The organism is Paenibacillus sp. FSL E2-0178, assembly GCF_038593005.1.
Classification (GTDB): domain Bacteria; phylum Bacillota; class Bacilli; order Paenibacillales; family Paenibacillaceae; genus Paenibacillus_AQ; species Paenibacillus_AQ phytohabitans.
The window spans coordinates 3,447,433-3,472,987 of the sequence record NZ_CP151953.1 but is presented as its reverse complement, the minus strand read 5'-3'; the positions used below and the strand labels follow the sequence as shown (position 1 = coordinate 3,472,987).

17 protein-coding genes and 1 pseudogene are annotated in these 25,555 nt (G+C 52.7%); 14 read left to right on the top strand and 4 right to left on the bottom strand.

Features of this window, described 5'->3' with window-relative positions; all coding sequences use genetic code 11:
- The first annotated feature begins 54 nt into the window (after positions 1-54).
- The 5 genes from MHI42_RS15195 to modB all read left to right on the top strand — a co-directional run bounded on the left by MHI42_RS15195 (position 55) and on the right by modB (position 5,389).
- A complete protein-coding gene (locus MHI42_RS15195; protein ID WP_171720518.1) occupies positions 55-1,725 on the top strand; it encodes an ABC transporter substrate-binding protein in 1,671 nt (556 codons plus the stop codon).
- A gap of 78 nt (positions 1,726-1,803) precedes the next feature.
- Complete coding sequence (locus MHI42_RS15190) at positions 1,804-2,808, top strand: ABC transporter permease (RefSeq protein WP_171720517.1); 1,005 nt, start codon at positions 1,804-1,806, stop codon at positions 2,806-2,808.
- 11 nt (positions 2,809-2,819) lie between these two features.
- A complete protein-coding gene (nikC, locus tag MHI42_RS15185) occupies positions 2,820-3,713 on the top strand; it encodes a nickel transporter permease (protein ID WP_171720516.1) in 894 nt (297 codons plus the stop codon).
- Positions 3,714-3,917: 204 nt separating this feature from the next.
- On the top strand, positions 3,918-4,697 hold the full coding sequence (modA, locus tag MHI42_RS15180; protein WP_342424333.1) for a molybdate ABC transporter substrate-binding protein: 780 nt from the start codon (positions 3,918-3,920) through the stop codon (positions 4,695-4,697).
- Between the two features lie 29 nt (positions 4,698-4,726).
- The gene (modB, locus tag MHI42_RS15175; RefSeq protein ID WP_042133997.1) at positions 4,727-5,389 is read left to right on the top strand and encodes a molybdate ABC transporter permease subunit; all 663 of its coding nucleotides are present in this window, start codon (positions 4,727-4,729) and stop codon (positions 5,387-5,389) included.
- A 60-nt stretch (positions 5,390-5,449) separates the two neighbouring features.
- Here modB and MHI42_RS15170 read toward each other — a convergent pair whose 3' ends face one another.
- Together MHI42_RS15170 and MHI42_RS15165 are read right to left on the bottom strand one after the other, a co-directional pair.
- On the bottom strand, positions 5,450-7,069 hold the full coding sequence (locus MHI42_RS15170; RefSeq protein WP_342424332.1) for a helix-turn-helix domain-containing protein: 1,620 nt from the start codon (positions 7,067-7,069) through the stop codon (positions 5,450-5,452).
- Positions 7,056-8,861 carry a histidine kinase gene (locus MHI42_RS15165; protein ID WP_340989008.1) on the bottom strand — a complete coding sequence of 602 codons (1,806 nt, stop codon included), beginning with the start codon at positions 8,859-8,861 and terminating at the stop codon, positions 7,056-7,058. The genes MHI42_RS15170 and MHI42_RS15165 overlap by 14 nt, the downstream gene beginning before the upstream one ends.
- Positions 8,862-9,085: 224 nt before the next feature.
- Here MHI42_RS15165 and MHI42_RS15160 point away from each other — a divergent pair, with 224 nt between their 5' ends.
- The 7 genes and pseudogenes from MHI42_RS15160 (at position 9,086) to dhaK (ending at position 18,908) form a co-directional block, all read left to right on the top strand.
- Positions 9,086-10,648 (top strand): extracellular solute-binding protein, encoded by a 1,563-nt coding sequence (locus tag MHI42_RS15160; protein ID WP_342424331.1) that lies wholly within the window; start codon positions 9,086-9,088, stop codon positions 10,646-10,648.
- A gap of 80 nt (positions 10,649-10,728) precedes the next feature.
- On the top strand, positions 10,729-11,637 hold the full coding sequence (locus MHI42_RS15155) for an ABC transporter permease subunit (RefSeq protein WP_042134003.1): 909 nt from the start codon (positions 10,729-10,731) through the stop codon (positions 11,635-11,637).
- Positions 11,638-11,661: 24 nt separating this feature from the next.
- Complete coding sequence (locus tag MHI42_RS15150) at positions 11,662-12,531, top strand: carbohydrate ABC transporter permease (RefSeq protein WP_042134005.1); 870 nt, start codon at positions 11,662-11,664, stop codon at positions 12,529-12,531.
- Between the two features lie 42 nt (positions 12,532-12,573).
- The gene (locus tag MHI42_RS15145; RefSeq protein ID WP_342424330.1) at positions 12,574-14,784 is read left to right on the top strand and encodes an alginate lyase family protein; all 2,211 of its coding nucleotides are present in this window, start codon (positions 12,574-12,576) and stop codon (positions 14,782-14,784) included.
- 241 nt (positions 14,785-15,025) lie between these two features.
- Complete coding sequence (locus MHI42_RS15140; protein ID WP_342424329.1) at positions 15,026-16,033, top strand: PocR ligand-binding domain-containing protein; 1,008 nt, start codon at positions 15,026-15,028, stop codon at positions 16,031-16,033.
- A gap of 134 nt (positions 16,034-16,167) precedes the next feature.
- A complete protein-coding gene (locus tag MHI42_RS15135; RefSeq protein ID WP_076242274.1) occupies positions 16,168-17,268 on the top strand; it encodes a glycerol dehydrogenase in 1,101 nt (366 codons plus the stop codon).
- A pseudogene (dhaK, locus tag MHI42_RS15130) lies at positions 17,265-18,908 on the top strand (dihydroxyacetone kinase subunit DhaK). The gene MHI42_RS15135 and the pseudogene dhaK overlap by 4 nt, the downstream one beginning before the upstream one ends.
- A gap of 90 nt (positions 18,909-18,998) precedes the next feature.
- On the opposite strand, the gene MHI42_RS15125 reads toward dhaK, so the two are convergent.
- Entirely contained in the window at positions 18,999-20,009 is a 1,011-nt protein-coding gene (locus MHI42_RS15125) for a helix-turn-helix transcriptional regulator (protein ID WP_342424328.1), read from the bottom strand.
- Between the two features lie 143 nt (positions 20,010-20,152).
- Positions 20,153-20,929, bottom strand: a complete 777-nt coding sequence (locus tag MHI42_RS15120; RefSeq protein ID WP_342424327.1) for a polysaccharide deacetylase family protein — start codon at positions 20,927-20,929, stop codon at positions 20,153-20,155.
- A 246-nt stretch (positions 20,930-21,175) separates the two neighbouring features.
- On the opposite strand from MHI42_RS15120, the gene dgt reads away from it, so the two are divergent.
- Positions 21,176-22,585 (top strand): dGTP triphosphohydrolase, encoded by a 1,410-nt coding sequence (gene dgt / locus MHI42_RS15115; RefSeq protein WP_042134021.1) that lies wholly within the window; start codon positions 21,176-21,178, stop codon positions 22,583-22,585.
- Between the two features lie 250 nt (positions 22,586-22,835).
- Complete coding sequence (locus MHI42_RS15110) at positions 22,836-24,578, top strand: methyl-accepting chemotaxis protein (protein ID WP_342424326.1); 1,743 nt, start codon at positions 22,836-22,838, stop codon at positions 24,576-24,578.
- Positions 24,579-25,555 lie beyond the last annotated feature (977 nt).

Here is a 25,555-nt window from a genome sequence, read left to right as displayed (position 1 = left end):
CAGCTCCATATAAACGCTTTAATACTTTTAATGAGAGAAGGGAGTTTTCTAGAGATGAAGAAGTGGAGTAGTCTTGCACTGGCAGTAACGCTGGGGGCGGTATTAACATTAAGCGGCTGCGGGGGTAACAATAACAACGCAAGCACAGAAGCGACTGCAGGCACGAATGCAGCGGCGACTACCGCACCGGAGAGCTCACCTGAAACATCGGCTAACACTCAGGATACGCTGATTCTTGGGCGCGGCGGCGATTCTGCATCGCTGGATCCGGCCATTGTCACAGACGGCGAATCCCTGAAGATTGCCCACCAGGTATTCGATTCCCTGCTGGAATACAAGCCCGGCACCTCTGAAGTACAGGCTTCCCTTGCGGACAGCTGGGAGGTATCTGCTGACGGTCTGACGTATACCTTCAAGCTGCACCCGGGCGTGAAGTTCCATGACGGAACGGATTTCAACGCTGAAGCAGTAGTCTTCAACTTCACACGCTGGAGTGATCCGGCAAGTGAGTTCAAGTTCGAAGGCGATTCCTTTGACTACTATGACTCGATGTTCGGTCCGGACGGCAGCCGTGTAATCAAAGAGGTTAAGGCTGTAGACGCCACTACGGTAGAGTTCACACTCAACCAGCCGCAGGCACCGTTCCTGCAGAATATCGCTATGACCTCCTTCGGGATTGCCAGCCCGGCTGCCATCCAGGAGAAGAAGGAGAACTTCAAGAACGAGCCGGTAGGCACAGGACCTTTCGTGTTCACGGAGTGGAAGCATAATGATTCCATTACGCTGGACAAGAACCCGAACTACTGGAAAGAAGGCCTTCCTAAGCTGAACAAAGTGATCGTCCGCTCCATTCCGGACAACTCGGCACGCTTCAATGCCCTGCAGAACGGCGAGATCGATCTGATGGAGGATTTAAGCCCTGATGATCTGTCCACGCTTGAAGGCAATACTGAGCTGCAGAAGATTGAGCGCCCGCCGTTCAATGTAGCGTACCTCGGCTTCAACTTTAAGAAGAAACCTTTTGATAATGTGAAAGTAAGACAGGCGCTGAACTATGCAGTGAACAAACAGGCAATCATTGATGCATTCTTCTCAGGCCAGGCTACTGCAGCGGTTAACCCGATGCCGCCTTCACTGTGGGGCTACAACGATGCTGTGCAGGATTATGAATATGATCTGGACAAAGCGAAGGCGCTGCTTGCAGAAGCTGGCTACCCAGACGGTCTGCCGGATACAGTAACCCTGTACGCTATGCCGGTATCCCGGCCTTACATGCCTGACGGTAAGAAGGTTGCGGAAGCCATTCAGGCGGACTGGGAGAAAATCGGCGTGAAGACGGTTATTGAATCCCCGGAATGGGCGACTTATCTGGATGACACCAAAGCCGGAGAGAAAGATGATATCTACATGCTCGGCTGGACCGGCGATAATGGTGACCCGGATAACTTCCTGTATACGCTGCTCGACAAGGATGCTATCCCCGGCAACAACCGTACCTTCTATGTGAATGAAGATCTGCACACGATCCTGATCAATGCCCAGAAGGAAACGGATCAGACGAAACGCTCCGACCTGTACAAACAGGCTCAGGAAATCATCAAAGCGGATGCACCGTGGATTCCGCTTGTGCACACTACACCGCTGCTGGCTGCGAAGGCCAATCTGAAAGGATTCGTTCCAGGCCCTACAGGTACGGAATATTACAGCGAAATTTACTTCGAATAGTATGCTCCATAAGCATTTCCTTGCCGCCGCATGCCGGGCGGCAAGTTATGCTTAAGGACCACTGGAAGGTGAGCCAACTTGAACTCCTACCTATTAAAACGTGTCATGGTTTTATTCCCTGTGCTGATCGGAATGACAATTATCGTCTTCTCCATTATTCATGCCATTCCGGGTGATCCGGCCGAAACCATTCTGGGCCAAAAAGCAACCGAGCAGTCCAAACAGGCGCTGCGCGAGCAGCTTGGTCTCGACAAACCTTGGCTGCAGCAATACTTCAACTATATGGGAGATTTGGTGCAGGGAGATCTGGGAACCTCGATCCGGACTAAGACACCGATTGCCAAAGAGATTATGCCTTATCTGGCGGCAACGCTGGAGCTTACGGCAGCGAGTATGCTGTTCGCTACCTTTGTAGGAGTGAACGCCGGTATTCTAAGTGCCTGGCGGCAGAATTCCTGGTTTGATTATACCGCGATGATTATAGCGCTCATTGGCGTGTCCATGCCAATCTTCTGGCTGGGGCTGATGGAGCAGATGTTATTCGCGCTGAAGCTGCACTGGCTGCCCTCTATAGGCAGGATGGATCAGCGGAATCCCGTGGAGAGTATAACCAATCTGTATGTGATCGACACGATACTGGCAGGAGACTGGCGCCAGCTGTGGACGGTCATCAAGCATCTGATCCTGCCAAGCATAGCACTGGGCACCATTCCGATGGCAATTATTGCCCGGATGACCCGTTCGAGTATGCTGGAGGTCATGAACTCCGACTATATCCGTACGGCAAAGGCCAAAGGATTGTCGCAATTCCTTGTCGTATATAAGCATGCACTTAAGAATGCGCTGATTCCCGTGCTGACCGTAGTAGGTCTGCAGACAGGTGCGCTTCTCGGCGGTGCGGTGCTGACAGAGACAATCTTTGCCTGGCCGGGCGTGGGAAGATATATATTTGAGGCGATCAGCTCACGCGACTATCCGGTCATCCAGACCGGTATCCTGATCATTGCTTTTATCTTCGTATTCATTAATCTGCTGGTGGATCTGCTCTATGCCGTCATTGATCCGCGCATCAACTACAAGTGAGGGGTGAACCTATGGGACAGGCATCAATTCAAGTAACGCCCCCGGCTGTACCTGCTGACAAGGTTTCCGGGCCTTGGCGGGATGCGTGGAAGGCTTTCCGCAAGAATAAGACAGCGATGGCCGGCCTTGGCATCATCGTATTTTTTGTGCTGATTGCCCTGCTGGCACCCTTCATCGCCCCTTACGGCTTCAAGGAGCAGGAGCTGGTAAACCGGCTCAAGGCGCCGTCCGCTGACCACTGGTTCGGTACAGATGATCTGGGCAGAGATATGTTCACCCGTATTCTATACGGTGCCCGGATCTCTCTCTGGGTGGGCTTCTTCTCGGTTATCGGCTCCATTGTTGTCGGTACGTTTCTGGGGATTCTTGCGGGATTCTACGGCAAATGGATTGATATGCTGATCTCCCGCATGTTCGATATTCTGCTGGCCTTCCCGAGTATTCTGCTGGCCATTGCCATCGTAGCCATTCTGGGGCCTTCGCTGCAGAATGCGCTGTATGCCATTGCCATAGTTAATATCCCTACCTATGGCCGGCTGGTAAGGGCCAAGGTACTCTCTCTGAAATCGGAGGAGTACATTACGGCAGCCCGGGCGATCGGAATGACGAATAACCGCATTCTGCTGACCCATATTCTGCCGAACAGCTTAACGCCGATTATCGTGCAAGGGACACTTGGCATCGCCACCGCGATTATTGAGGCAGCTGCACTTGGTTTCCTGGGACTCGGCGCACAGCCGCCCGATCCGGAATGGGGCAAGATGCTCTCGGATTCACGGCAGTTCATTCAGAAGGCACCCTGGACGGTTATTTTCCCGGGGCTGTCCATTATGCTGACTGTGCTTGGCTTCAACCTGGTAGGGGACGGCCTGCGCGACGTGCTTGACCCGCGGATGAAGAATTAACTTCTGTTCACTGATAGCCCTGCAGGCCTTTGGCTTGTAAGGGCTATTTTTTCTGAGTAGCTATACTTACAGCTGGAATTATCACTTGTTCATATCAATAATAACTAAATATAATCAAACATAATCAAAACGTATAGTAAAACCAAAAAAGATGTGCTAGAATAGCACCAAAATATATAAGATACATACATGGGAGGAATGGAAATGTTCAAGAAGTTGAGGTTAGTGTTAGTAGCGGGATTGGTAGCGGCGGGATTGTCTGCTGCACCTGGTGAACAGGCACAGGCAGCTAAGAAAACTGAAATTATTATATCTGCGGCAGCCAGCCTGCAGGACAGTCTCGACAAGATTGCCGTGACTTACGAGAAGCAGCATCCCGGTATTGATCTTGTTTTTAACTACGGTGCTTCCGGTACGCTGCAAAAGCAGATTGAACAAGGCGCTCCGGCTGATCTGTTCTTCTCTGCAGGAGACAAACAGATGACTGCCCTGGTAGATGGCGGGCTCATTAGTGATAATACGGAACTGCTGAAGAATCAGCTGGTTCTCGTGGTGCCTTCTGATTCGAAGACTTCCATTACTACAATCACCCAGCTTACCGATAAAGCCTTCAAGAAGGTGGCTGTCGGCCAGCCGGAATCGGTGCCGGCCGGGCAATATGCGCAGCAGTCATTGACGGCTAAGAAGGTATGGGATACGCTGCAGAGCAAGCTGGTCTTTGCCAAGGATGTCCGTCAGGTATTGTCTTATGTGGAAACAGGCAATGCAGATGCCGGCTTCGTCTACAAGACAGACGCGCTTACGTCGAACAAAGTGAAGATTGCCCTGACAGTGGGCGGACATGTGCACAAGGCCATTAATTATCCGGTAGGCATTGTTAAGGAGTCCTCGCATCAGGCGGAGGCCAAGGCATTCTACGATTATGTACAGACAACAGCGGCGGACGCGGTATTTACAAGCTACGGCTTTCAATTAGCACAATAATAACTACTATATAAATGGGGTGAGAAGAGATGGAGATCAATTGGACCGATTTTTTCGCCCCGGTCTGGCTTTCGGTCAAGATTTCAGTGATTACCAGCATTATAGTGTTCTTACTGGCTACGCTCGCAGCCAAGAAGATGGCAGGCCGGAGGTTCTTCGGACACAGCCTGGTTGAAACGGTCCTGCTGCTTCCGCTGGTTCTGCCGCCGACGGTTGTCGGCTTCGTCCTGCTGGTGATCCTCGGCCGGCGTAGCTGGATCGGCAGGCTGTATGAACAGTTCACCGAGCATACCATTCTGTTTACCTGGGGCGCGGCGGTCATTGCCGCAGTAGTGGTCGCTTTCCCCTTGGTATACAGGACGGTCAAGGCGGGCTTCGAAGGGGTGGAGAAGGATCTTGAGGATGCCGCGCGGGCGCAGGGAGCCAGCGAGCTTCAGGTCCTGCGCTATGTAACCCTTCCGCTGGCCAGCCGTTCACTGGCCGCGGGTTATGTGCTCGGGTTTGCCCGGGGGCTGGGCGAATTCGGCGCTACGATTATGGTAGCGGGGAACATTCCCGGGCGCACCCAGACGGTGCCGACCGCAATCTATGTAGCGGTTGACGGCGGCAATATGACGCTGGCCTGGATGTGGGTATGCTCGATTATTGTCATCTCGGCCCTTATGCTGATGTTTGTTAACCGCCGTTCCTGACGGAGTGTAAGCTGAATTACCCCCGGTATCACCAGAAATTCTGGAGATACCGGGGGTTTTTCATTGGGGCATTCCCATGCCCATTCTGCGGTAATCGGAAGGGGATACGCCGGCCTCTTTCTTGAAGATCCGGTTAAAGGACCGGTAATTCTCAAAACCGATAGATTCAGAAATTTCAAATGTCTTATGATCCGTGGTAAGCAGCAGCAGCTTTGCCTTTTCAATCCGCAGACGGGACAGGTATTGAATGAAGCTTTCGCCTACTGCTTTTTTGAACATGGAGCTGAAATAAGGCACACTGTAATTAATCGAAGCTGCCAGCTCCTCCAGCTTATAGGGATAGCTGAGGTCTTCACGCATATGCTGAATGATTCTTGTAATCGAAGCATCGATCTTCCGGCCGCCCTCCTGAAGCTGCTGAAGCTTGCGGAAATAATCGCAGGTCGCCTCGTGTACGGAGTTGAAGGTCTGGCACAGCTCCATTTTTTTACGCAGGTCCGCCTCTAGATCCGCACCGCCCTCTGTTCCAATAACGTTATGGCTCATATCCAGGAAGACTCTCAAATATAAGGATTTGATCTGCTCCGGGTCCCAGGATTGCTCCATAGCCTGGCGGTATAAGGAGAGGCGTTCCTGCTCCAGTGCAGCCGTGTTCAAATGCGGCTCCAGCAGTGCTTTCTTGAGTACCTTGCTCCAGAACCGGCTGAGCGGCTCCGGAATCCGCTGGAAACGGGCGATTTGTTCCCAATCCTCAATAGCGATGCTCTCGCCAAAGCGGTAAAAGAAAGGATAGGGGGCAGAAGCCAGCCGTTTCAGTGCCTCAGGCCGGGCCTTCAGTCCCTGGCCGAAGCTGCACTGCAGGGCAATGCAGCTCATTTTGAGATTGGCGGCAAAGGAATCCAGCACCTGTTCCGGGAAATTGGGGCGCATAGCCTTTGACGTATCGGTGTATATGGCGAGAAAACGTCCCTTGTCGAGCGCGATGACTTTATGCGGGCCTATGCCGGCCAGCAGCTCCTTAAGTACGTTGACTCCGGCGAATTGCCACAGCTTCAGCTCTTCAAGCTGATCAATCGGGAAGCGAAGGGAATTCCTGTCCAGCTCCAGCAGCAATACCTTGAAGCTTTGTTCGTGAAGCGGGAGCTGGGAGTCCTCCAGACTGCGCAGCCACTTGGCTTCGGCCGCTGGACTCAGCAGCATATCCAGAAAGAGGCTCTGCTCAATCTCCACCTCACTGAGCCGGACCTGCTGTTCCAGCTGGAGATGCTTTTCCCGGGTTTCATCAAGTGAGTTCACCTGGGAGGCCAACTCCTCCATCGTCCGGGTCAACAGGCCGGGATCAGAAAGACAGTCATCTTTAATGAGATAGGCTGCCGCCTTCAGATGAATGGCCTGCTGGGCATAATGGAAATCCTGGTGGCAGGTAAGGATGATGATCTGCGGCAGACGTTCTCCGCTTTTCTCAATTTCGCTTAGCATCTCAAGCCCATTCATGCCCGGCATGGTGATATCGGTTACGACAAGCTCCGGCTTGTGCTTCAGGAACAATTCAAGTCCGTCCCGGCCGTCTTCGGCTTCGCCAACCAGCGTGAATAAATCGGCACGCTCTTCAATGAAATGACGGAATACCGTTCTTGCCGGAATTTCGTCCTCCACGAGCACAACTCTATAGGGATTCATGAGGCTCCTCCTTTACAAGAACATTCTCAGACGGCAGCATAATACGGATCGTCAGCCCTTCACCCGGGTCACTGGAGAGCAGAATTTGCGCATCCCCTCCGAACAGCAGCTTCATCCGCAGCCATACATTCTGCAGCCCGATGTTCTCCGTGGACTCTTCATGGAGCAGATGGAGCTGCAGCTTCTTCAGTTCGGCTTCCGCAAGGCCAATCCCGTCGTCAGTAATCTCAAGGATGATATAGTTCTGGCCGGTATCGGTGAAGACCCGTATACTGATATGCCCTTCCGGCGTTTTACGCGGAAGAATCCCATGGAACACAGAATTTTCGATCAGCGGCTGGAGGCTCAGCTTCGGAATCTGCATACTCTGCAGCGGCTCCTCGATGCTGGACTCCAGCCGGATTTGACATTTATACCGCATATTGAGCAGCCCCACATAATCCGCCAAATAATCAAGCTCCTGCCGAAGCTGTACGGTCTGCTCGAAATTCTCCATAGAGTACCGCAGCAGCGCGACCAGCCGGCCCATCAGCGAATTGATCTTCTCATAATCCTTCATCATGGCGAACATCCGGATGGTGTTTAAGGTATTGTACATGAAATGGGGATTAATCTGCGATTGCAGCGCTCTAATCTCCAGTTTGCGCTTCAAATCCTCCGAATCATGCAAATCGGCCAGCAGATCCTGAATGCGGACAGCCATCGTATTGAGCATCCGGCCCAGATCCCCGATTTCATTATTGGCAAAATGAGTGACCCGGGCCTCGAAATGCCCTTTCTTAAGCGCATCGACCTGCCGCTTCACGGCTTGGAGCGGCCGGTATAACTGATATCCGAACCCGACAACGCATAGTGCCCCCAGCACCGCAAGAATGACCAGGAAATAAGTTACGGTCCGCCGGATAATGTCTGCGCTGGCGGTAAGCTCCTTGGACGGAATTTCCGAGACCACGATCCAGTTGTCGTAGGTGGAGGTCTGTTTGACTGAGACAATGGAAGAGCCTGCCGCGAATTGATCGGGGCGGTTCAGCTCTTTCCAGTGCTTGAGAATACCCTGTACACGCCGGGTATCCTCGGCTTTCTCAAGCTTGCTGGTTGTAGCGATCGTCAGCCCGTCTTCGGTCAACAGCGAAATGGAGCCTTCGCTCCCGAGCTGAATATTCTCGATCTGCCGCTGGTATTGGTTATTGCTCATGGAGATCAGCAGTACTCCCTTCAAGTCCTCATACAAATCGAAGGGAACCCGTGAGATATAATAGGTGGAAGAGTCCAGAATCGCAAGTTCCGGCAGAGAGTGCTTATCCAGAAAAATATTAGGTTTCCCCGAGGCCAAATACGTTTCAATCAGCGGCCGGTAAGGGGAATCCGCAAGGGCAGCCGGGGCCTCCGTAGAAGAGAGCACTTCTCCTGTAATAGCTGAATAGACCTGCAGTCCTTCAACATTCCCGATAATCGCCGAGGCGCTGCTGAGCACGGAGATCAGATCCTTTTTGCGGACAACCTCTTCAAAATATTGGGCTGACGGTGAAACCAGCGCGCCCTGAATCGACGAAATACGTGAGTATTGCTCGCTTAATTCCCTCAGCCGGGTCATGGTTAATTCAATCCGGTCTACGACCTGATTGACCAGCTGGGCATTCAGACGGTTCACCTGTTTCTCTACGGTTGTGGTGGATACGCTTACAGAGATAATAGACAATACAATCAGCGGAATCACGGAGATGGCGAACATGACGAGAATCATCTTGATGTAGAAGCTCCGCCGCAAAAAGCTGAAAAATGGTGAACTCATAGGAACCCCTTCCGTTAACCGGTTTTAGACGCTGGATGCTGGATAGGCTATCCTATAAAGATTATAGTACATTGGAGAATAAGGAGAAACACAGATCCGGGGAAATCTTAAGAATGGTGACACTTTGGCTCGAATCCGGCATGTTCACTACCTGCGGTGTCTTCTATAATCCAAAGTGTAAGAACAATGTAAACGCACTCAATACAAGCGAATGGGGGATAACAATGAATTTTACAAGAAAGCTTGTACCGCTTATGGCATCAGCAGCATTAATGGCAACAGCCCTGGCAGGCTGCTCCGGTAACAACAATTCTGCAGCAGGCAGCACAGCCTCACCGGATGGAAGCACACAGACAGAGACTGGCGGCAAGCCGGCCAGCATCAAAGCGATGACGATCCTCTTCGGCAATCCGCCGGAGATGGGCAGCAATAAAGCGCTGGAGGATCTGGAGAAACGCGGCAACGTCGATCTGGATGTGACCTTCGTACCCTCCGAGGCCTATACCGATAAGCTCTCCGTAGCCGTGTCGGCAGGTGATTCCTATGATCTGCTGCTCATGGACGGCGGAAAGGACGACAAATTCAATAACCTGGTGAAGATGGGCGCGTTCCATGATCTGACGCCTTATCTGGAGAAGACGGAGAATATCAGCCAGATCGATGATGTCGTCTGGGATGGAATCAGAATTGACGGCAAGGTATACGGAGTTCCCCGGCCGCGCGGCCTGTACGGCGGAGGGGAAGCCAATATCCTGATCCGTAAGGACTGGCTGGACAAATACAATCTGGCTGTGCCAAAGACGATGGATGAGCTGACGAATGCGCTTGCTGCATTCAAGGAGAATGATCCGGCAGGCGGAGGCAAAACCATTCCGTTTACGATCTATGGTTCAGACGGAGTCAACAGTCCCGGACCTTTCTCAGGAGTGCTTCCGATTCAGTTTGCCTTCGGCATTCCTAATGTGTGGAAGCTGGACGGCGGGAATGCTGTGCGCGATTTCCAGACTCCCGAATACAAGGCATTTCTGGAGTGGCTGCGAGATTCCTGGAGCAAAGGCCTGATTGACAAGGATGCGCCGGTGCTCAAGAACCAGGGCCAGGCACGGAGCAAGTTCCTGTCAGGCACAGCGGGTGCTTTTGTGGGGAATGTCAGCGATCTGGGAGAGGCCAATGTGGAGAAGCTGAAGCAGACAGATCCAAATGCTGAAATTGCCATTGTCGATGTGCTCGAAGGGGCAGGCGGACACAAAGGTGCTGCTGTACTCGGCGGATACTACGGGCTGTGGGTCATTCCAAGCTCCGTACCGGAAGATAAGGTTCAGCAGATTGTTGATTTCCTTGATTTTACCGCCTCCGAGGAGAATATAGCGTTCTCCAAAGCGGGAGTTACCGGCATTCACTCCAGTGACTTCAAAGATGGTGTTGCTGTGCAGACTGAAGAGCAGAAGAAGCAATACGACCTGGATAAGCCGAGCCAATTCGTGCTGGAGAACCGGGTAGATCCATATGTATACGCCAGCTCCAAGGAGCCGGAGATTCTGGCGCAGCAAAAGGCGACATTGGATATCATCAGCAAAATCGGTGTTGAGAATCCGTTCCTCAGCTACAACTCACAGTTCGCCAGCAAGAATCCGGACAGCTACAAAAAAATGAGCGCCGTGATGACGAAATATGTGCTGGGTGAAGGCACCTGGGAAGATGTGCAGAAGGAGATTGATACCTGGACTAATGGTGCAGGCGGGCAGATAGCCAAGGAACTGCTGGATCAATATAATGCAGCGCACTAAATAAGACACCACTAAATATACACAGAGGCAAAGGAGGGGGCTTCCCCTTTCTTTTGCCCATGGATAAGGAGGTTTAGCCTGTGCAGAGAACTTTGCGCCCTAAACGGTTTAATCAATTATGGCCTTTCTATTTACTGGCGGCACCTGGCATTCTCTATTTTCTGGTTTTTCATTATATCCCGATGTCGGGACTCATTCTGGCCTTCAAGGAGTACAGCCCGTTCAAAGGCATTATGGACAGCCCGTGGGTGGGGCTGGATAATTTCAGACAGTTTTTCGGAACCTCCGATTTCTATATTTTGCTGAAAAATACATTGCTGATCAGTCTGCTGAACCTGATCATTTATTTTCCGTTTACGATCCTCCTGTCGTTACTCCTGAATGAAGTGCGGCTCAAAGTGTTCAAACGGGTGTCGCAGACGATCGTCTATCTGCCCCATTTCCTGTCCTGGGTCGTCATTTACGGGATTACGATTTCGTTCTTCGGGCCTTCAGGCGTCATTAATCATTATCTCAGCCAGTGGTTTGACGGCAATGCCAATTTCCTGGTGAGCAATGAATGGTTCCGGCCGCTGGTCATCTTCCAGTCCATCTGGAAGGATGCAGGCTGGGGGACAATTATTTTCCTGGCGGCACTGGCAGGGATCAACCCGGAGCAGTACGAAGCGGCCAAAGTGGATGGAGCGAGCCGGCTGCAGAGCATCTGGCATATTACCCTCCCCGGCATCAAGAGCACGATTGTTATACTGCTGCTGCTCCGTCTGGGCTCCTCTATGGACTCCAACTTCATGCAGATCTTCCTGATGACCAACAGCCTCAACCTGGATGTCTCCAATGTGTTCGATCTGTTCGTCTACCATATCGGTCTGGAGCAATTCAATTACAGCTTCGCGATTACCGTAGGCATGTTCAAATCCGTTGCCAGTCTGATCCTTGTAGTCGGGGCCAATTATGCGGCAAAGCTGCTTGGCGAGGAAGGCATATTCTAGAACAAGAACAGGAGTGGGGACGTTATGAAGCTCAAGGCAACATGGTTTGACACCATTATTGTAGTTATTATCTGCTTAATCAGTCTGCTGGTTATTCTGCCTTTTCTATACATTATCGCGGTATCCTTCAGTCCGCCCGGAGATTCAATGGCCGGGAATTTCTTCATCTGGCCCAAGCACTGGACGCTGGATGCTTACAGCTATCTGCTGAATGCGAATACGTTCCTGACCTCGGTCAAGAACTCCGTCATTATCACGGTAATGGGTACGCTGCTTAGCCTGTTTGTATCGATTACCCTGGCCTATGCCTTATCCAAGAAGTTTCTGCCCGGCCGCCGCATCATGCTGCTGATTATTTTCTTCACCATGATCTTTCATGGCGGGATGATTCCCAGTTATCTGGTGGTCAAAAATCTGGGTCTGATCGATTCCTACTGGGCAGTGGTGCTTCCGGCGGCTTCCAGTGCTTTTAATATCATGGTCATCCGCTCGTTCTTCCAGAGCCTGCCGGAAAGTCTGGATGAAGCGGCAAGAATTGACGGGGCAGGAGAGTTCAGAATTCTGTATTCGGTCGTGCTTCCGCTGTCCAAACCGATCATCGCCACGTTTACGCTGTTCTTCATGGTGCAGTTCTGGAATGAGTTCTTCTCAGCGGTCATCTATCTGAATGATACATCGCGCTGGCCGATTCAACCGCTCCTGCGGCAGATGGTGGCGATCAGTGCCTCCAATATTTCGGCAGAGGCTGCAGTTGACGCACAGCTTGCAGCCAACCTTGGACCCAATGTCCAGAATGCGGCGATATTGCTGGCCATGCTGCCTATTGTAATCGTGTATCCGTTCCTGCAGAAATATTTCGCCAAAGGAGCCATGCTGGGTTCGATCAAGGAATAGACGCGGATGAGATCCGTTAAACCAATAAAGGTGAGGGTTCAAATGACGATTGGATATAAAGACTTGCGCCATAATCCTGTATATACAAAGCCGCAGCTATCGGATGAAGAATTCCTCGGCACCATGCTGGACTTGAACAGACCTGAGCTTGGCGGTGTGGCTGCATACTTGAAGTCAGGTGATGTTCCGGCTGCGCGGGATGCGTATCTGGACGTCATTGCAGCAGGTAACAACGGGAGATATTACTTTGAAGTGAAGGATGTTCCCAAGCTTCAGGCGTATGCCGCAAGCTACTACGGCCATGAGGAGGAAGCGCAGCAGACAATCGCTGAGGCAGACCGGATCGTGGAAGGGGATATCCCGCTATTTAAGGGGAAAAGAGTGGTCTTTCCGCGTGGAACCTATGACTGGAACAGCTGGCTGTATGACAGCTCACAGTATCAGCTGCATCTGACCCGGTTCGTATATGTGAAGCATCTGTCCAGAGCTTATGCGCTGACCGGTGATGAGAAATACGCCAAATGCTTCAATGACATGATCAGCGACTTCATCGATGATAATAGGGTGCCGGTGGATGATACGTTCCGTTCCGAGCATTCGACCTGGGACCCGCTGTCTGTCGGGGTGCGGCTGTTTATGCTGCCCGAAGCCTTCATTATCTTCTTCAGCTCACCTGCGTTTGAACCTGCGGTTAAGCTGAAGCTGATCAAGTCCTTCCATGAGCACGGGCAGTATGTGCGCAAATATCATGCCGGCGGCGGCAATCATGTCTGCATGCAGCTGCGGGGGCTGATTCAGACGGCGCTGCTCCTGCCGGAGCTGAAGGATTCCGCAGAATGGCTGGAGTACGGGCTGCGTGAGCTGCCGGGATATATCCGCCAGAACGTATATGCGGATGGGGTACAGTTCGAAGGCAGTCCGAATTATCACCTGATCGTGATGCGCGATCTGTATGAGCTGGTGGCACTGTTCCATAAGCTTGGAATCGACGCCGGGGAGTATCGCGACACCTTGGAGAAAATGTTCACCGTGACGATGCATCTGCTGGCCCCTGACGGACAGCTGGTCAAATTCGGCGATACCGATGTGCAGGTGGTCAGCGAGCTGCGCAATGTCATGAGTCTGGGCGCTTATCTGTATCAGCGCGGCGATTTCAAAGCGCTGGGGCATGAGCGGCTGCCGTTCTCCCTGCTCTGGAGAGTAGGGCCGGAAGCGGTGCAGCAATATGAGCAGCTGAAGGCGAAGCAGCCTGCCGAAACGGCAGCCTGCTTCCCGATTGGAGGTTACATTACCTCCAGGCAGGGCTGGAGCCGGGAAGACATGTACATGGCGATGCGTGCAGGTGTTGGAGTCGGCGGACATGCCCATTCGGATGCGCTGAGCCTGGTGCTCTACGCCGGAGGGCGCGAGCTGCTGGCGGATTCAGGCATGGGGTTGTTCGAGTGGAACAAGGAGCGTAAATATACGGTATCCACCCGGGCCCATAATACAGTAGTGGTGGATGGCCAGGACCAGCATGTCCGCAGCTTTCACTGGAATACGCCAACTACGGCGGCCTGCAGAATCTGGGACGTCCAGTCCAGTGCAGCCTATGACTACAGCTTCGCGAGCCATTACGGCTATACCCGTTACGATGATCCGGTCATCCATTCCCGCAAGGTGCTGTTCATCAAGAACAGCTACTGGCTGATTGTGGATCTGTTTGAAGCGAAGGAACAGCACCGTTATGAGCAGTACTTTCATCTGCCAACAGGCGGAGCGGGATATGACTGCCGCAGCGGTGAAGTGTCCACTCAGCTGGAGGGGGCTAATCTGCTGCTGCTGCATCTGCCGGCCGGCCACGCTGAGGACCAGCTGTTGCTTGAGCCGGGACTGATTTTCAAGCAGGGGGAGTATACTGAGAGTCCGGTGGTGAAGCGTTCATTAACTGTGGCGGGGAGGACGGCAATCGTAACGCTTGCCGTTCCGTTCGGAACGGAGAAACCTAAGGTGACCATTGAGCCCCTGCCTGCACGGATGAACGGGAAAGAGCTATCTGCTGAAGAGGCAACGGCCCTGCGTATTATAATGGGAGATCGAGTGGATGAAATCTGCTTATACCATAATAGTGTAGAGGTAGCGGGCTACCTCGACCACACCGGCAATATCATTGCCGAAGCGCTGCTGCCCCGCAAGGAAGAGCCGCTAGGCTTGGAGTTTGCCGGGGGGAGCTATAGCCGGGATGTTATTGTGATCACGGAATCTAAATCATAGCGGTCTGAAAAGAACAACGTCCATCCTGTACCGGGGTGGGCGTTGTTTTAGTTTGGGGGGGAGAGGAGGAAATGAAAGGGAGAAATCCCCTTGAATGCGGCGGAAGCAGGCAGCAGGCGGGAATGAGGGGCAGAAGTGCCCCGGAATCCGCCAACTTGAAAATGTTTGCGCCGAATCCCCTTGTTGCAACCGTTATCATGTTATAATTTTAGATATAATTTGAATGATAATGGAGGGACTCATGAGGAACTCTTTGGAACTGCTTGAGGATGTCGTGGATACACAGGCGCTGCAGATCATTCAGGACGATCTTGCTGCGGTGACGGATATGGCTGTGCTTACGGTCGATGCTGGCGGCAAGCCGGTGACCCGGCACAGCAAATGCACGGACTTTTGCAGAGCGATGAGATCGGCCACCCAGTCCTCCCGGTTATGTGAGAGCTGTGATTACCGCGGGGGATATGCCGCACAGAGTATGCAGCGTCCCTATGTCTATAAATGCCATATGGGGATTGTGGATATGGCGGTACCGCTGGTAGTCGGCAGCAAGTACCTTGGCTCCATTATGCTGGGGCAGATCTCTATTCCCGCACAGGATACCGGTAAGAAGCTTGATATGCTGAGCGCAACCAGCACTCCAGATCAAAGGGAGCATGACAGCATGCTGGAGGAATATTACCGGAGCCTTCCGGAGATGTCTTATGAACGGATCGAATCCGTAGCCCGTCTGGTCACCCACATGAGCCATTATATAACCGGCAGAGTTAGCGCCAGGAACCGGACTTATGTATTCGGCACTTCTGCAGCTGCTGCCGATGTGAAGCTTACAGAAGAAGCAGCGCAGGAGCAGGAGGTTCGCCGGCAGCAGGTACAGGAGGAGGCGGGCCAGCCGACTGACAGGAAGCAAGCTGCGGGCACAACAGGCGGCAGCCTCAGGCTGAAGCCGGCGCTGGAGCATATGCATGGGCATTTCCGGGAGCGGCTGAGACTGGCGGACATGGCCCAGTTATGCTGGATCAGCGCAGACTATTTCAGCAGACTGTTCAGGCAGGAGACGGGCAGCACCTTTTCTTCCTATATAAATAGCCTTAGGCTGGAGGAAGCGAAACGTAGTCTGGCGGAGGGGGAAGAATCTGTAGTGAGCATCGCGTATTCGCTGGGTTTTGAGGATAGCGGGTATTTCATCCGGACCTTCAAAAAAGCTACAGGCGAAACACCGGCGGTCTACCGCCTGAAGAGCCGTGCATAATCCGCGCTGCGCTGGGAGTTTATAGGATGAAATGACGGAATAGTTCTATACAGGATCGTGCAATGCCAAACAGCGGCAAAGCGCTTATACTGAATAGGAAGCGTTTACAAATCCTGCCTAAGGAGTGCTGTGAAATGAGAAAAATACTAACCTCTCCCTCTAAATATGTTCAGGGCAAAGATGAACTGTACAACATCGGGGACTATGTAACGATCTATGGACGGAAAGCGCTGCTGGTGGCGCATAAGGATGATCAGGCCCGGGTTCAGGATTACCTGGACAAGGCAGTTGCCAAAGGCGGCTTCGAATTCGTAACCGGCGGGTTCGGCGGGGAATGTACGCTTAAGGAGATCGGCCGGCTGGAGCAGTTCGCGGCAGCAGAAGGCTGTGATGTGATTGTTGGCCTCGGCGGCGGCAAGGCGCTGGATACAGCCAAAGCGATCGCCAACCGGGCTAGAATTGCGATTATTGTCGTACCGACGATTGCGGCGACTGATGCACCATGCAGCGGCTCTTCGGTGATCTATTCGGAGCACGGCGAGTTCGAATCCTATCTGTATGCGCGGCAGAATCCCAATGTGGTGCTGGTGGATACCGGAATCATTGCCAATGCGCCGACGCGTTTTCTGGTGGCCGGGATGGGGGATGCGCTGTCGACCTTTTTTGAGGCGAGATCCTGTGTCAGAGGGTTCACCTATAACAATTCCGGGGCCGTAAGCACGAAGGCGGCGATGGAGCTGGCCCGGCTCTGCTACGAAACACTGCTGGAGGACGGGCTGAAGGCCAAAGCGGCCAATGACAGCAAGGTGGTTACGCAGGCGCTGGAGAATATTATCGAGACGAATATCCTGCTTAGCGGACTTGGATTTGAGAGCGGGGGGCTGGCCGCAGCGCATGCGGTGCATAACGGGCTGACCATTCTGGAGGAGACCCATCACTATTATCACGGGGAAAAGGTGGCTTTCGGCACGCTGGTGCACATGGTGCTGGAGAATGCGCCGCAGGAAGAACTGGACACGGTGCTTGGCTTCTGCAAGTCGCTCGGATTACCTACCTGCCTGAAGGACCTGGGTGTTACAGATATCAGTGAAGCCCGGCTGATGCCGGTGGCCGAAAGAGCCTGTGCCGAAGGGGAGTCCATTCATAATATGCCGTTCCCGGTTACGAAGTACGATGTATATGCGGCCATTCTGGCTGCGGACCGGCTGGGCGGAAGCGGAGGCGAAGCCAGATGAAGAAGATCATCAACGCTCCTGAAGATGTAGTCGTGCAGATGATCGAGGGCATGGTGCTTGCTTATCCGGAGCTGCTGGAGTGGAACCGGAAATACAAGATCATTACGCGTAAAGAGCTGAACCCGGACAAAGTCACCCTGATCAGCGGCGGAGGCAGCGGACATGAGCCTGCGCATGGCGGATACGTAGGTAAGGGAATGCTGGATGCGGCGGTATGCGGTGATGTGTTTGCCTCTCCGTCGACCATTCAGGTCTACAATGCGATTACGAAGACGGCTTCCTCCCAAGGAACGCTGCTGATTATCAAGAACTATTCCGGCGACTGTATGAATTTCGATGCGGCGGCGGAGATGGCGTTCGAAGATGATGATATCACCGTGGAGAAAGTGTATGTGAACGATGATGTGTCCGTAGCGGATGATGCATCGACGGCAGGCAGAAGAGGCGTGGCCGGAACGGTGTTTGTGCATAAAATCGCCGGAGCGGCTGCAGAACGCGGAGATACACTTCCGGAGGTCAAGGCCATCGCGGAGAAAACAGTGCGCAATGTCCGGTCGATCGGCTTCGCGCTGACTTCCTGTACCGTGCCGGCCAAAGGCTCACCAACCTTCGCGCTTGGAGAGGATGAGATCGAGTTCGGCGTAGGCATTCACGGCGAACCGGGTATTGCCCGGGAAAAGCTCGTTCCGGCCGATGAACTGGCCGCGAAGGCACTTCAGGCGCTGCTCGCCGATATGCCGGTTAACCCGGAGGAAGAGGTCGCGCTGATGATTAACGGCTTCGGGGCAACGCCGCTGCAGGAATTGTACATTCTGAACCGTTCCGTCAGCCTGCTGCTGGAGGAAGCCAAGATTAGGGTATACCGGACCTTTGTCGGTAATTATATGAGTGCGATTGATATGGCGGGAGCATCGGTCACCCTGCTGAAGCTGGATGATGAGCTGAAGCAGGCACTCGACTATAGCGCGGAGACGGCAGCTTATAGATGTTAGGAGGCGGAAGCAATGGAGAAGCTGCTTACAGCTGATATAGTAGTGATGATAGATGAGATGGCGAAGCTTATCATTGAGAAGGAAGTCGAATTCTGTGAACTGGATTCCTTCGCCGGAGACGGGGACTTCGGCATGTCGCTGGCCAAAGGCTTCCGGCAGCTGAAGCTGGAATGGGAGGAGCTGCCGCAGGAGGGAATCGGTGAATTCCTCAAAGCCTGCGGAATGGTGATCATTGAGCACTGCGGAGGCGCTTCGGGTCCGATCTGGGGCTCGGCCTTCCGCAGCGCGGCGAAATACGCCAAGGGCCGGACAGAGCTAAGCGGACTTGAACTTGCCGAGCTGCTGGAGCATGCGGCGGAAGGGATTCAGAAGCGGGGCGGAGCGAAGCTTGGCGATAAGACGCTGCTCGATGCACTGATTCCTGCTGCTGAAGCTCAGCGGAAGAGTGCGGAGAGTGGCGACGCCCTGCTGATCAGCATGCGCAAGGGCGCAGAAGCGGCGGTGCAGGGAGCCGAGCACACCAAAGACATTATCGCTTCCAAAGGCAGGGCAAGCTATGTGGGCGAGCGGAGCCTCAGCCACCCGGATGCCGGAGCTACAGCGATAGGTATTCTGTTCACCGGGATTGTAGACCGGATGCAGCAGTAAGGATTGAAGACCCCGATTGAAATACAGATGCAGTGAAAAGGACGCCCGGTGGTATATCTCTTCCGGGCGTCCTTTTGCTGTTCCGCTAGTTCAAGTCTCGTATATAATATTCCCTGTTTCGGTAAGGTCATAGCTGTGAATGGACTTCAGCTCGTTCTGGAAGGCGGATGAACGCAGAATATCAAGAACCGTGCTGATCCATTGTTCATTCTCGGGCTTCTTGACCATGACCAGATCGTAGCGTTCCGTGGTGAGCGGAATGAAGTCAATGCCGTCAATAATCTTGGCGGCCTTCTCGGTGCCGATACCCACATCGGCGCTGCCCCGCGCCACCATACCGGCTATAGCCAGATGGCTGTTCTCTTCGGTTCCATAGCCCTCCAGCGATGCGGATGGAATTTCGAGCAGGCGGAGCTGCTCATCCAGCAGCACCCGGGCCCCGGAGCCGCGTTCGCGGTTGATCAGGATCAGCCCGTTCTGCCGGAGATCACTCCAGGTGCGGATGCCTTTGGGGTTGCCCTTCCGCACATAGAACCCGGCACTGCGTGATAGCAGATGCACTACGATATAAGAGAAGCCTACGAGCAGCTTGCGGATATAAGGCAGATTATATTCGCCGGTATCCCCATCCAGGAGATGGGTGCTGACAATATCCGATTCCCCGTGATACATGGCAATCAGGCTGTCCAGACTGCCGGCATACGAACGGAGCGGGCGGGTGGACGGCAGCGTACGCTCCAGATAGGTCGCCAGAATATCAAGCGACATATCCTGGCCGGTAATGACCACATTCATACTGGTGCTTTTGCCGGTATGGGGGGGCGGAGGGGCGAAGGCCTGATACGGAGCCGCAAAGGAAGCGGCCGTCTGCAGCGGCTGTATTTCCTGTAATCCGCTTCCGCCGGGGAGCGGATGCCCATAAGCCCCGCTGCTGCGGGAATTCTGCTTGTATGCCTCCAGATCAGAGAGATCAACACGCATCTGTTTGCCGACACGGTAGGAGGGCAGCTCTCCTTTTTTGATCAGATCATAGACTTTAAGTTTGGATATTTTGAGTAACCGGGCGATTTCCTCGGTGGTATAGGAAGTATTCTCAGACATGAATTAAACCCTCCCAGGGATGCACTGCGGCAGAAGTCACAGGTAGCCATATAATGCTTATAATGCTCAAGACTACCTTATTTTGTGGACCTGCGCAATCTAAGAAACCCCCGGACCGCAGGTGCAGAGCGGCAGACGGGGCTTCAATATGTCCCGTGCCGCTCTGTCTTCGCCTGCTGCGCATCGGATAACGTGATCAGCTCGGAGACAGTGACGAACCGGAACCCTTGCTTCGCAAGCTCGGGGAGGATGATCTTCAGCGCTTCCTTCGTTTGCGATTGCCCATGGACATGATCATGGAACAGAACGATATCTCCATTCCGGGCATTGCGGATCACTCTGCTGGAGATGCTCCAGACTCCCGGGCGGTTCCAGTCGCGGGTATCCTGATGCCAGGACCAGAGCACCGGCTTCAGGCCCATGCTGTTGGACACATCAATCATCGTGTCGTCGTACATTCCGCCCGGCGGTCTGAACAGGCTGCTGTGTTTGCCGGATACTTTGACAATCTCCTTCTCCGTCAGCTCCAGCTCCTCCTGAATCTGCTGCCCGGAGACCGGTTTTTTGAAATAAACGTGATTATAGGTATGGTTCGCAAGCTCATGGCCTTCATTAATGACGCGTCTGGCGACCTCGGGATAAGCGGCGATCCGTTTGCCAATTGCAAAAAAAGTGCATTTCGCATTGTATTCATGCAGTACCTCCAGAATGCCATCCGTCTCGAAGGGGTCCGGGCCGTCGTCGAAGGTGAGTGCAATAACCTTTTGGGTGGTCTGCACCTCCCAGATCATGTCGCCCCGTTCCTCATAATAATAGCGGTTCTTGGCCCTGTTCGGGCTGCCGAGGGCAATGTCTGCAGAGCCGTGCATAAGCGCGAGCGCTGCAAGGGCCGCGGCAGTGATTCGGATTCCTCTTTTCATGCGTCTCAAGTTTCACTCCACACCCTGTGTTTTTATAAGCCGTTCCTGCGCTGCTTGAGCCTTAGAATGCTCCATTTGCCCCGGGAAATATGCATTTTATATAAAGCGAACTGGAAGGTTAATGATAAAGATGAAAGTAACATCTGAACCGGAAACTTATCTGGTCGCATTTTAGAGTGAAAGTTCTGCCGGAAATGACTTATAATGAGATACTAAATACAGAACAATGGAATAGGGGCAGCGGAGATGACACTAATTGAGAAAAGAGAGCATAGGCAATATCCGGAAATTACCCGGCTGGAAACATCCAGAGCCGCATATGAACGCGATTATTCGCGTCTGATCCATTCGCCGACCTTTCGACGGCTGCAAGGCAAATCACAGGTATTCGGTGCAGGCACCGGAGATTATTACCGCACACGGTTGACCCACTCGCTGGAGGTGGCGCAGATTGCCCGTGAAGCGGCCAAGAGTCTGCTGCGTTCTTACCCTGAGGTAGAGACGGGGGCAGCTGAGAATCCGGGATTGGTCATCGATCCGGAGGTCGTGGAATGTGCGGCCATTGCGCATGATTTCGGACATCCGCCGTTTGGGCATAAGGGGGAAGAGGTGCTGGACAGCCTGCTGGAAGGGCTTATTGCCAAGAAGACAGCGGAGGCTGCCGCGAAGTCCGGGGCCGGTCCGGTACAGAAGCAGACGATCCATGAGAGCATGAAGCGTAAATATGAACATTTTGAAGGCAATGCCCATAACTTCCGCCTGATCATGTTTCTGGAGAAACGCGAAAATATTGATGGACTGAACCTCTCGGATGCGGTGCTGCTGGGCATTAACAAATATCCGTTTCCCGGTACTGTGCTGAAGAAGGGCATGTACCTGCATGAATGGGAGTACATCAACGAGATCCGCACCCAGTGGGGGGTTCCGGCAGGCAAGAAGACGCTGGAAGCACAGCTTATGGACTTATGCGATGATATAGCCTATTCGGCCCATGACCTCGAAGACGGCATCAAGGCCGGCAAGATAGAGGTACACGAGCATTTCATGCACGACGAATACATCCAGCGGCTGATTGTAGAGAAGATCACGACGCTGGAGGATGCCTTCTGGTCAGGCTGGCAGGCCGAGGCGATCAGCGCCAAGGTGGAGGAAGTGCTTAGCTCATTCCTTCGGGTATGGATGGAGAAAATGCCAACCTGTGAGAATGACTACTCCCGCACGCGCCGTGAAGTTAAAGCTTATTGGGTCAGTACTTTCGTCGCCAGTCTCGGCGTCATCGAGGACGGGGACTGGAAGAAGGTTACCTTCATCAAGGAAGGCCAGGAGGATGAGGATATGCTGCGGACGGTCAGTGTGCTCAAAAGCTTCGCCTGGGTAACGATGATCCGCGATTTGCGTGTGCAGCGCCTGCAGAAACGGAGTGAATGGATCCTCCGGCGGCTGTGGGAGGCCTTCCTGGATCCCGAGACCTCGCGGAGTATTATTCCGAGCGACTGGCTGCAGCGGTATGAGAAGGATCAGAGGTCGGCCAGGCCCATCTGGACCTGGGAGCATATGGTGACAGATTATATCGCCGGGATGACCGATGCGTTTGCCGAGAAAATCTACAATGAGCTGTATGGACTAAAGGTAGGCTCGATTTACGATCTGGATTAGGCATGGCTCTGCGCCCATAGTACCTGTCAGCCGGTTTGGCTGGCGGGTACTGTTTTTTTATATGATCTGGATATACATATAAAATTTTTTAGGTATTTTGCCGAAATAGTACTAGCAACCTATTTTTTTTGTTCTTTTATGAAAATGGAATGTAATAGAATGGAATTCCGGTCATGTTTTCGGAAAAAGTTTGAGGAGGCACGCGTAGATGGGCAAGGGTCAACAACTGAAAAGTGCAGTTAAAAAATGGGTGAGTAGAACTAAAAAGGTGCGCCAGACCGCAGTAGCTAAAGGAAGTAAAAGTATTGGATTCAAGATTGCCTCCGGTTATGCGGCTTTGGCAGTACTGGTTCTGGTTACCGGCGGAGTCTCGCTCTATCAAATGAACGGTATGCAGAAGAATACAGGCAATATTATTGATCAGAGCATTCCCGCACTGGATAAAATCCACAATGTAAATTACCTGACAGAGCATGTTATGGCGATCAGCATGCAGCATATTCTGAGCACGGATAGCGCAGAGAAAAACACACTGGCGGAAGAGCGGGCTGAATTCATCCGCAAAGTGTCAGATACATTGAAGGAATACAAGCTCACCTTGCGGGGAGAGCAGGAGCTGGGGCAATTACAGTCGCTCGTCGGGAAATGGGGAGAGTTCCTGACCGTCAACAATCAGGCGATCCTGCTCAGCAGCTCGAATGACGAGGCATTAGCACTGGAGGTATCCCACAAGGGGATTGAGGCGTTTAATTCGATGCAGATTGATCTGGACGCGCTTGTTGCACACACTCAGGATGAAGCAGCGAGTGAGGGCAAAGTGTCCGAGAAGATTTTCCACACTTCCCTGACGTTGAGTATTGTAACTGTGCTGATTGTCCTGGTAGTCATCGGAATGATTAACATGGTGATCCGTAAGACTATGATCAATCCGCTCAAAAAGGTAACCGTACACCTGCAGCGGATCTCCGGCGGTGATCTGACCGCTGAGGATACCCTGATCGGCAATATGGATGAAATCGGCCAGCTTGCCAAGACCGTTAACGAAACTAACCGTACCTTGCTGGAAATGGTGAACCGGATCAGAAATGTCTCCGAGGTGATTTCGGAACAGGGCGATGAGCTGATGCATACGATTTCCGATACCAAGGAGGGCAGCAGCCAGATTGCCTTGACCATGGAAGAGCTGGCCAAAGCCTCCGGCAGCCAGGCCGAAGCAGCGGTAGATGCTTCTAAGGCGGTGGAGGAATTAAACGCTATAATTGAGAATTTTGCCGGCAGGGGAATTGACCTCTCGCTTCATTCGGAGCAGGTGCGGCAGAAGGGTGAAAAAGGCAAAGCGCTCATGGAGAGCTCTGTAGCGCAAATGAACCAGATTGCGGACGCTGTATCGCAGTCTATGGACACGGTGGAGGAGCTGAACCGCAAGAACGAGGGGATCTTCCGGCTTGTGGGCTCCATCCGCAGCATCTCTGAGCAAACGCATCTGCTGGCGATCAATGCGGCCATTGAAGCGGCGAGAGCCGGTGACAGCGGCCGGGGCTTCGCGGTAGTAGCACAGGAGGTGCGCAAGCTGTCGGAGGATGTGCAGCGGACCGTAGCGGAGATTACCGGAATTACACAGGGAATCCAGCATGACTCCAGAGCGATGGTTGAACAATTGCGCGGCGGCGTGGCGAAGACGGAAGAGGGCAGCCGGCAGATAGTCGAGACAGGCGAAGCCCTGGCCGATATCAACGGCTCGGTGGGGGTAATGGCGCTCACGGTGGAAGAAATGGCCAAGGATCTGGAGCAGATGACCGGAGCCAGTGAAACCATGAACGAGTTCAGCCAGCATATCTCGGCACTCGCCCAGCAATCTGCGGCCGGTGTAGAAGAGACTTCAGCTTCGGCCCACGAGCAGCTCAGCGCGACTACGGAAGTGGCTAACGGCATCGAGCATCTGAAGCTGCTGCTTACTGAGCTTAAGGAGTCTGTGACGCGATTTCAAGTGTGAGGGGCTATATAGTTTGAGTGGTGAAATTCTAATACTTAGGGATACGCCGTGACTGCAGAGAATGTTTGGACTTCCGGCCGCTGTTGTTCCCGGATTTCTTGATTTATACCGCTGGTAGCGGTGGAAATCCGTGAACAAAGGCGGACGCTGCCGCTCCTACAGTTCCAAACTTCTCTTCCGCCACTTCTCCCTAAATGTAAATTTCAAGTTCAAACTATATAGTGAGATGGGAATATAAAAACAGCCTCTGCTTAGGTTAGCAGAGGCTGTTTTTGTCTTGGTAATGTGCTGGGGAGAGCAAAGTTATGTTACCTAGTGCTATATTACTATACAGCTTGAACTGGGGGTTTTTCGGATGGCCCCGGCTCCTAGCTCGAACTGCAGGCTCGAACTCCTTGGCGAATTGATGACGAGACCCGCGCCGCCTAAGTACTAACTAACTGTATTTTGTGCAACTAAAGCGATCGTTTTTTGCGCTGCGAGGGTTTTAACTGCATTCTCTACAGTTAAAATCCCCCATACTCCGGGAAAAAAGACGTACCGCTAATTTTAGTTGTACAGAATACAGTTAACCGGGAAAATCCGTTTTTTCGCCGTTATTTAACTGCAGGAAATACAATTAAAGTAATTGCAATGCACTTCGCACTAGCTAGTTCACAATAGACTTGTCCGCGCAGAGTCTTGCCAGCGCTGGGCTCTACGGAATAGGTTGTTTTCAGGTTCAACTCATTTCGTTGAAATCCGGATAGTTGAAATCCTGCACAAAATACAACATTTTCCTCAAAAGATCGACGTTAACCGAAAATTGTTGTATAAAAGGCATCATTTCGCCTCCATCCGGCAGATTAACTAGAGAATTGTTGTATTTCATACAACAATTCTCTAGAAAACCCTTTTATCTAACATCCAATGTTGTAATATGTACAACATTTAGCCGCAGGAGGCACCTTTAAACCCGCAAGTCACAAACAAGTCCG

What these genes read in the sequence shown, in the direction of transcription:
- MHI42_RS15195 (WP_171720518.1), top strand. Translation starts at nt 55, where the DNA reads ATGAAGAAGTGGAGTAGTCTTGCACTGGCAGTAACGCTGGGGGCGGTA.
- nikC (WP_171720516.1), top strand. Translation starts at nt 2,820, where the DNA reads ATGGGACAGGCATCAATTCAAGTAACGCCCCCGGCTGTACCTGCTGAC.
- modA (WP_342424333.1), top strand. Translation starts at nt 3,918, where the DNA reads ATGTTCAAGAAGTTGAGGTTAGTGTTAGTAGCGGGATTGGTAGCGGCG.
- modB (WP_042133997.1), top strand. Translation starts at nt 4,727, where the DNA reads ATGGAGATCAATTGGACCGATTTTTTCGCCCCGGTCTGGCTTTCGGTC.
- MHI42_RS15170 (WP_342424332.1), bottom strand. Translation starts at nt 7,069, where the DNA reads ATGAATCCCTATAGAGTTGTGCTCGTGGAGGACGAAATTCCGGCAAGA.
- MHI42_RS15165 (WP_340989008.1), bottom strand. Translation starts at nt 8,861, where the DNA reads ATGAGTTCACCATTTTTCAGCTTTTTGCGGCGGAGCTTCTACATCAAG.
- MHI42_RS15160 (WP_342424331.1), top strand. Translation starts at nt 9,086, where the DNA reads ATGAATTTTACAAGAAAGCTTGTACCGCTTATGGCATCAGCAGCATTA.
- MHI42_RS15150 (WP_042134005.1), top strand. Translation starts at nt 11,662, where the DNA reads ATGAAGCTCAAGGCAACATGGTTTGACACCATTATTGTAGTTATTATC.
- MHI42_RS15145 (WP_342424330.1), top strand. Translation starts at nt 12,574, where the DNA reads ATGACGATTGGATATAAAGACTTGCGCCATAATCCTGTATATACAAAG.
- MHI42_RS15140 (WP_342424329.1), top strand. Translation starts at nt 15,026, where the DNA reads ATGAGGAACTCTTTGGAACTGCTTGAGGATGTCGTGGATACACAGGCG.
- MHI42_RS15135 (WP_076242274.1), top strand. Translation starts at nt 16,168, where the DNA reads ATGAGAAAAATACTAACCTCTCCCTCTAAATATGTTCAGGGCAAAGAT.
- MHI42_RS15125 (WP_342424328.1), bottom strand. Translation starts at nt 20,009, where the DNA reads ATGTCTGAGAATACTTCCTATACCACCGAGGAAATCGCCCGGTTACTC.
- MHI42_RS15120 (WP_342424327.1), bottom strand. Translation starts at nt 20,929, where the DNA reads ATGAAAAGAGGAATCCGAATCACTGCCGCGGCCCTTGCAGCGCTCGCG.
- dgt (WP_042134021.1), top strand. Translation starts at nt 21,176, where the DNA reads ATGACACTAATTGAGAAAAGAGAGCATAGGCAATATCCGGAAATTACC.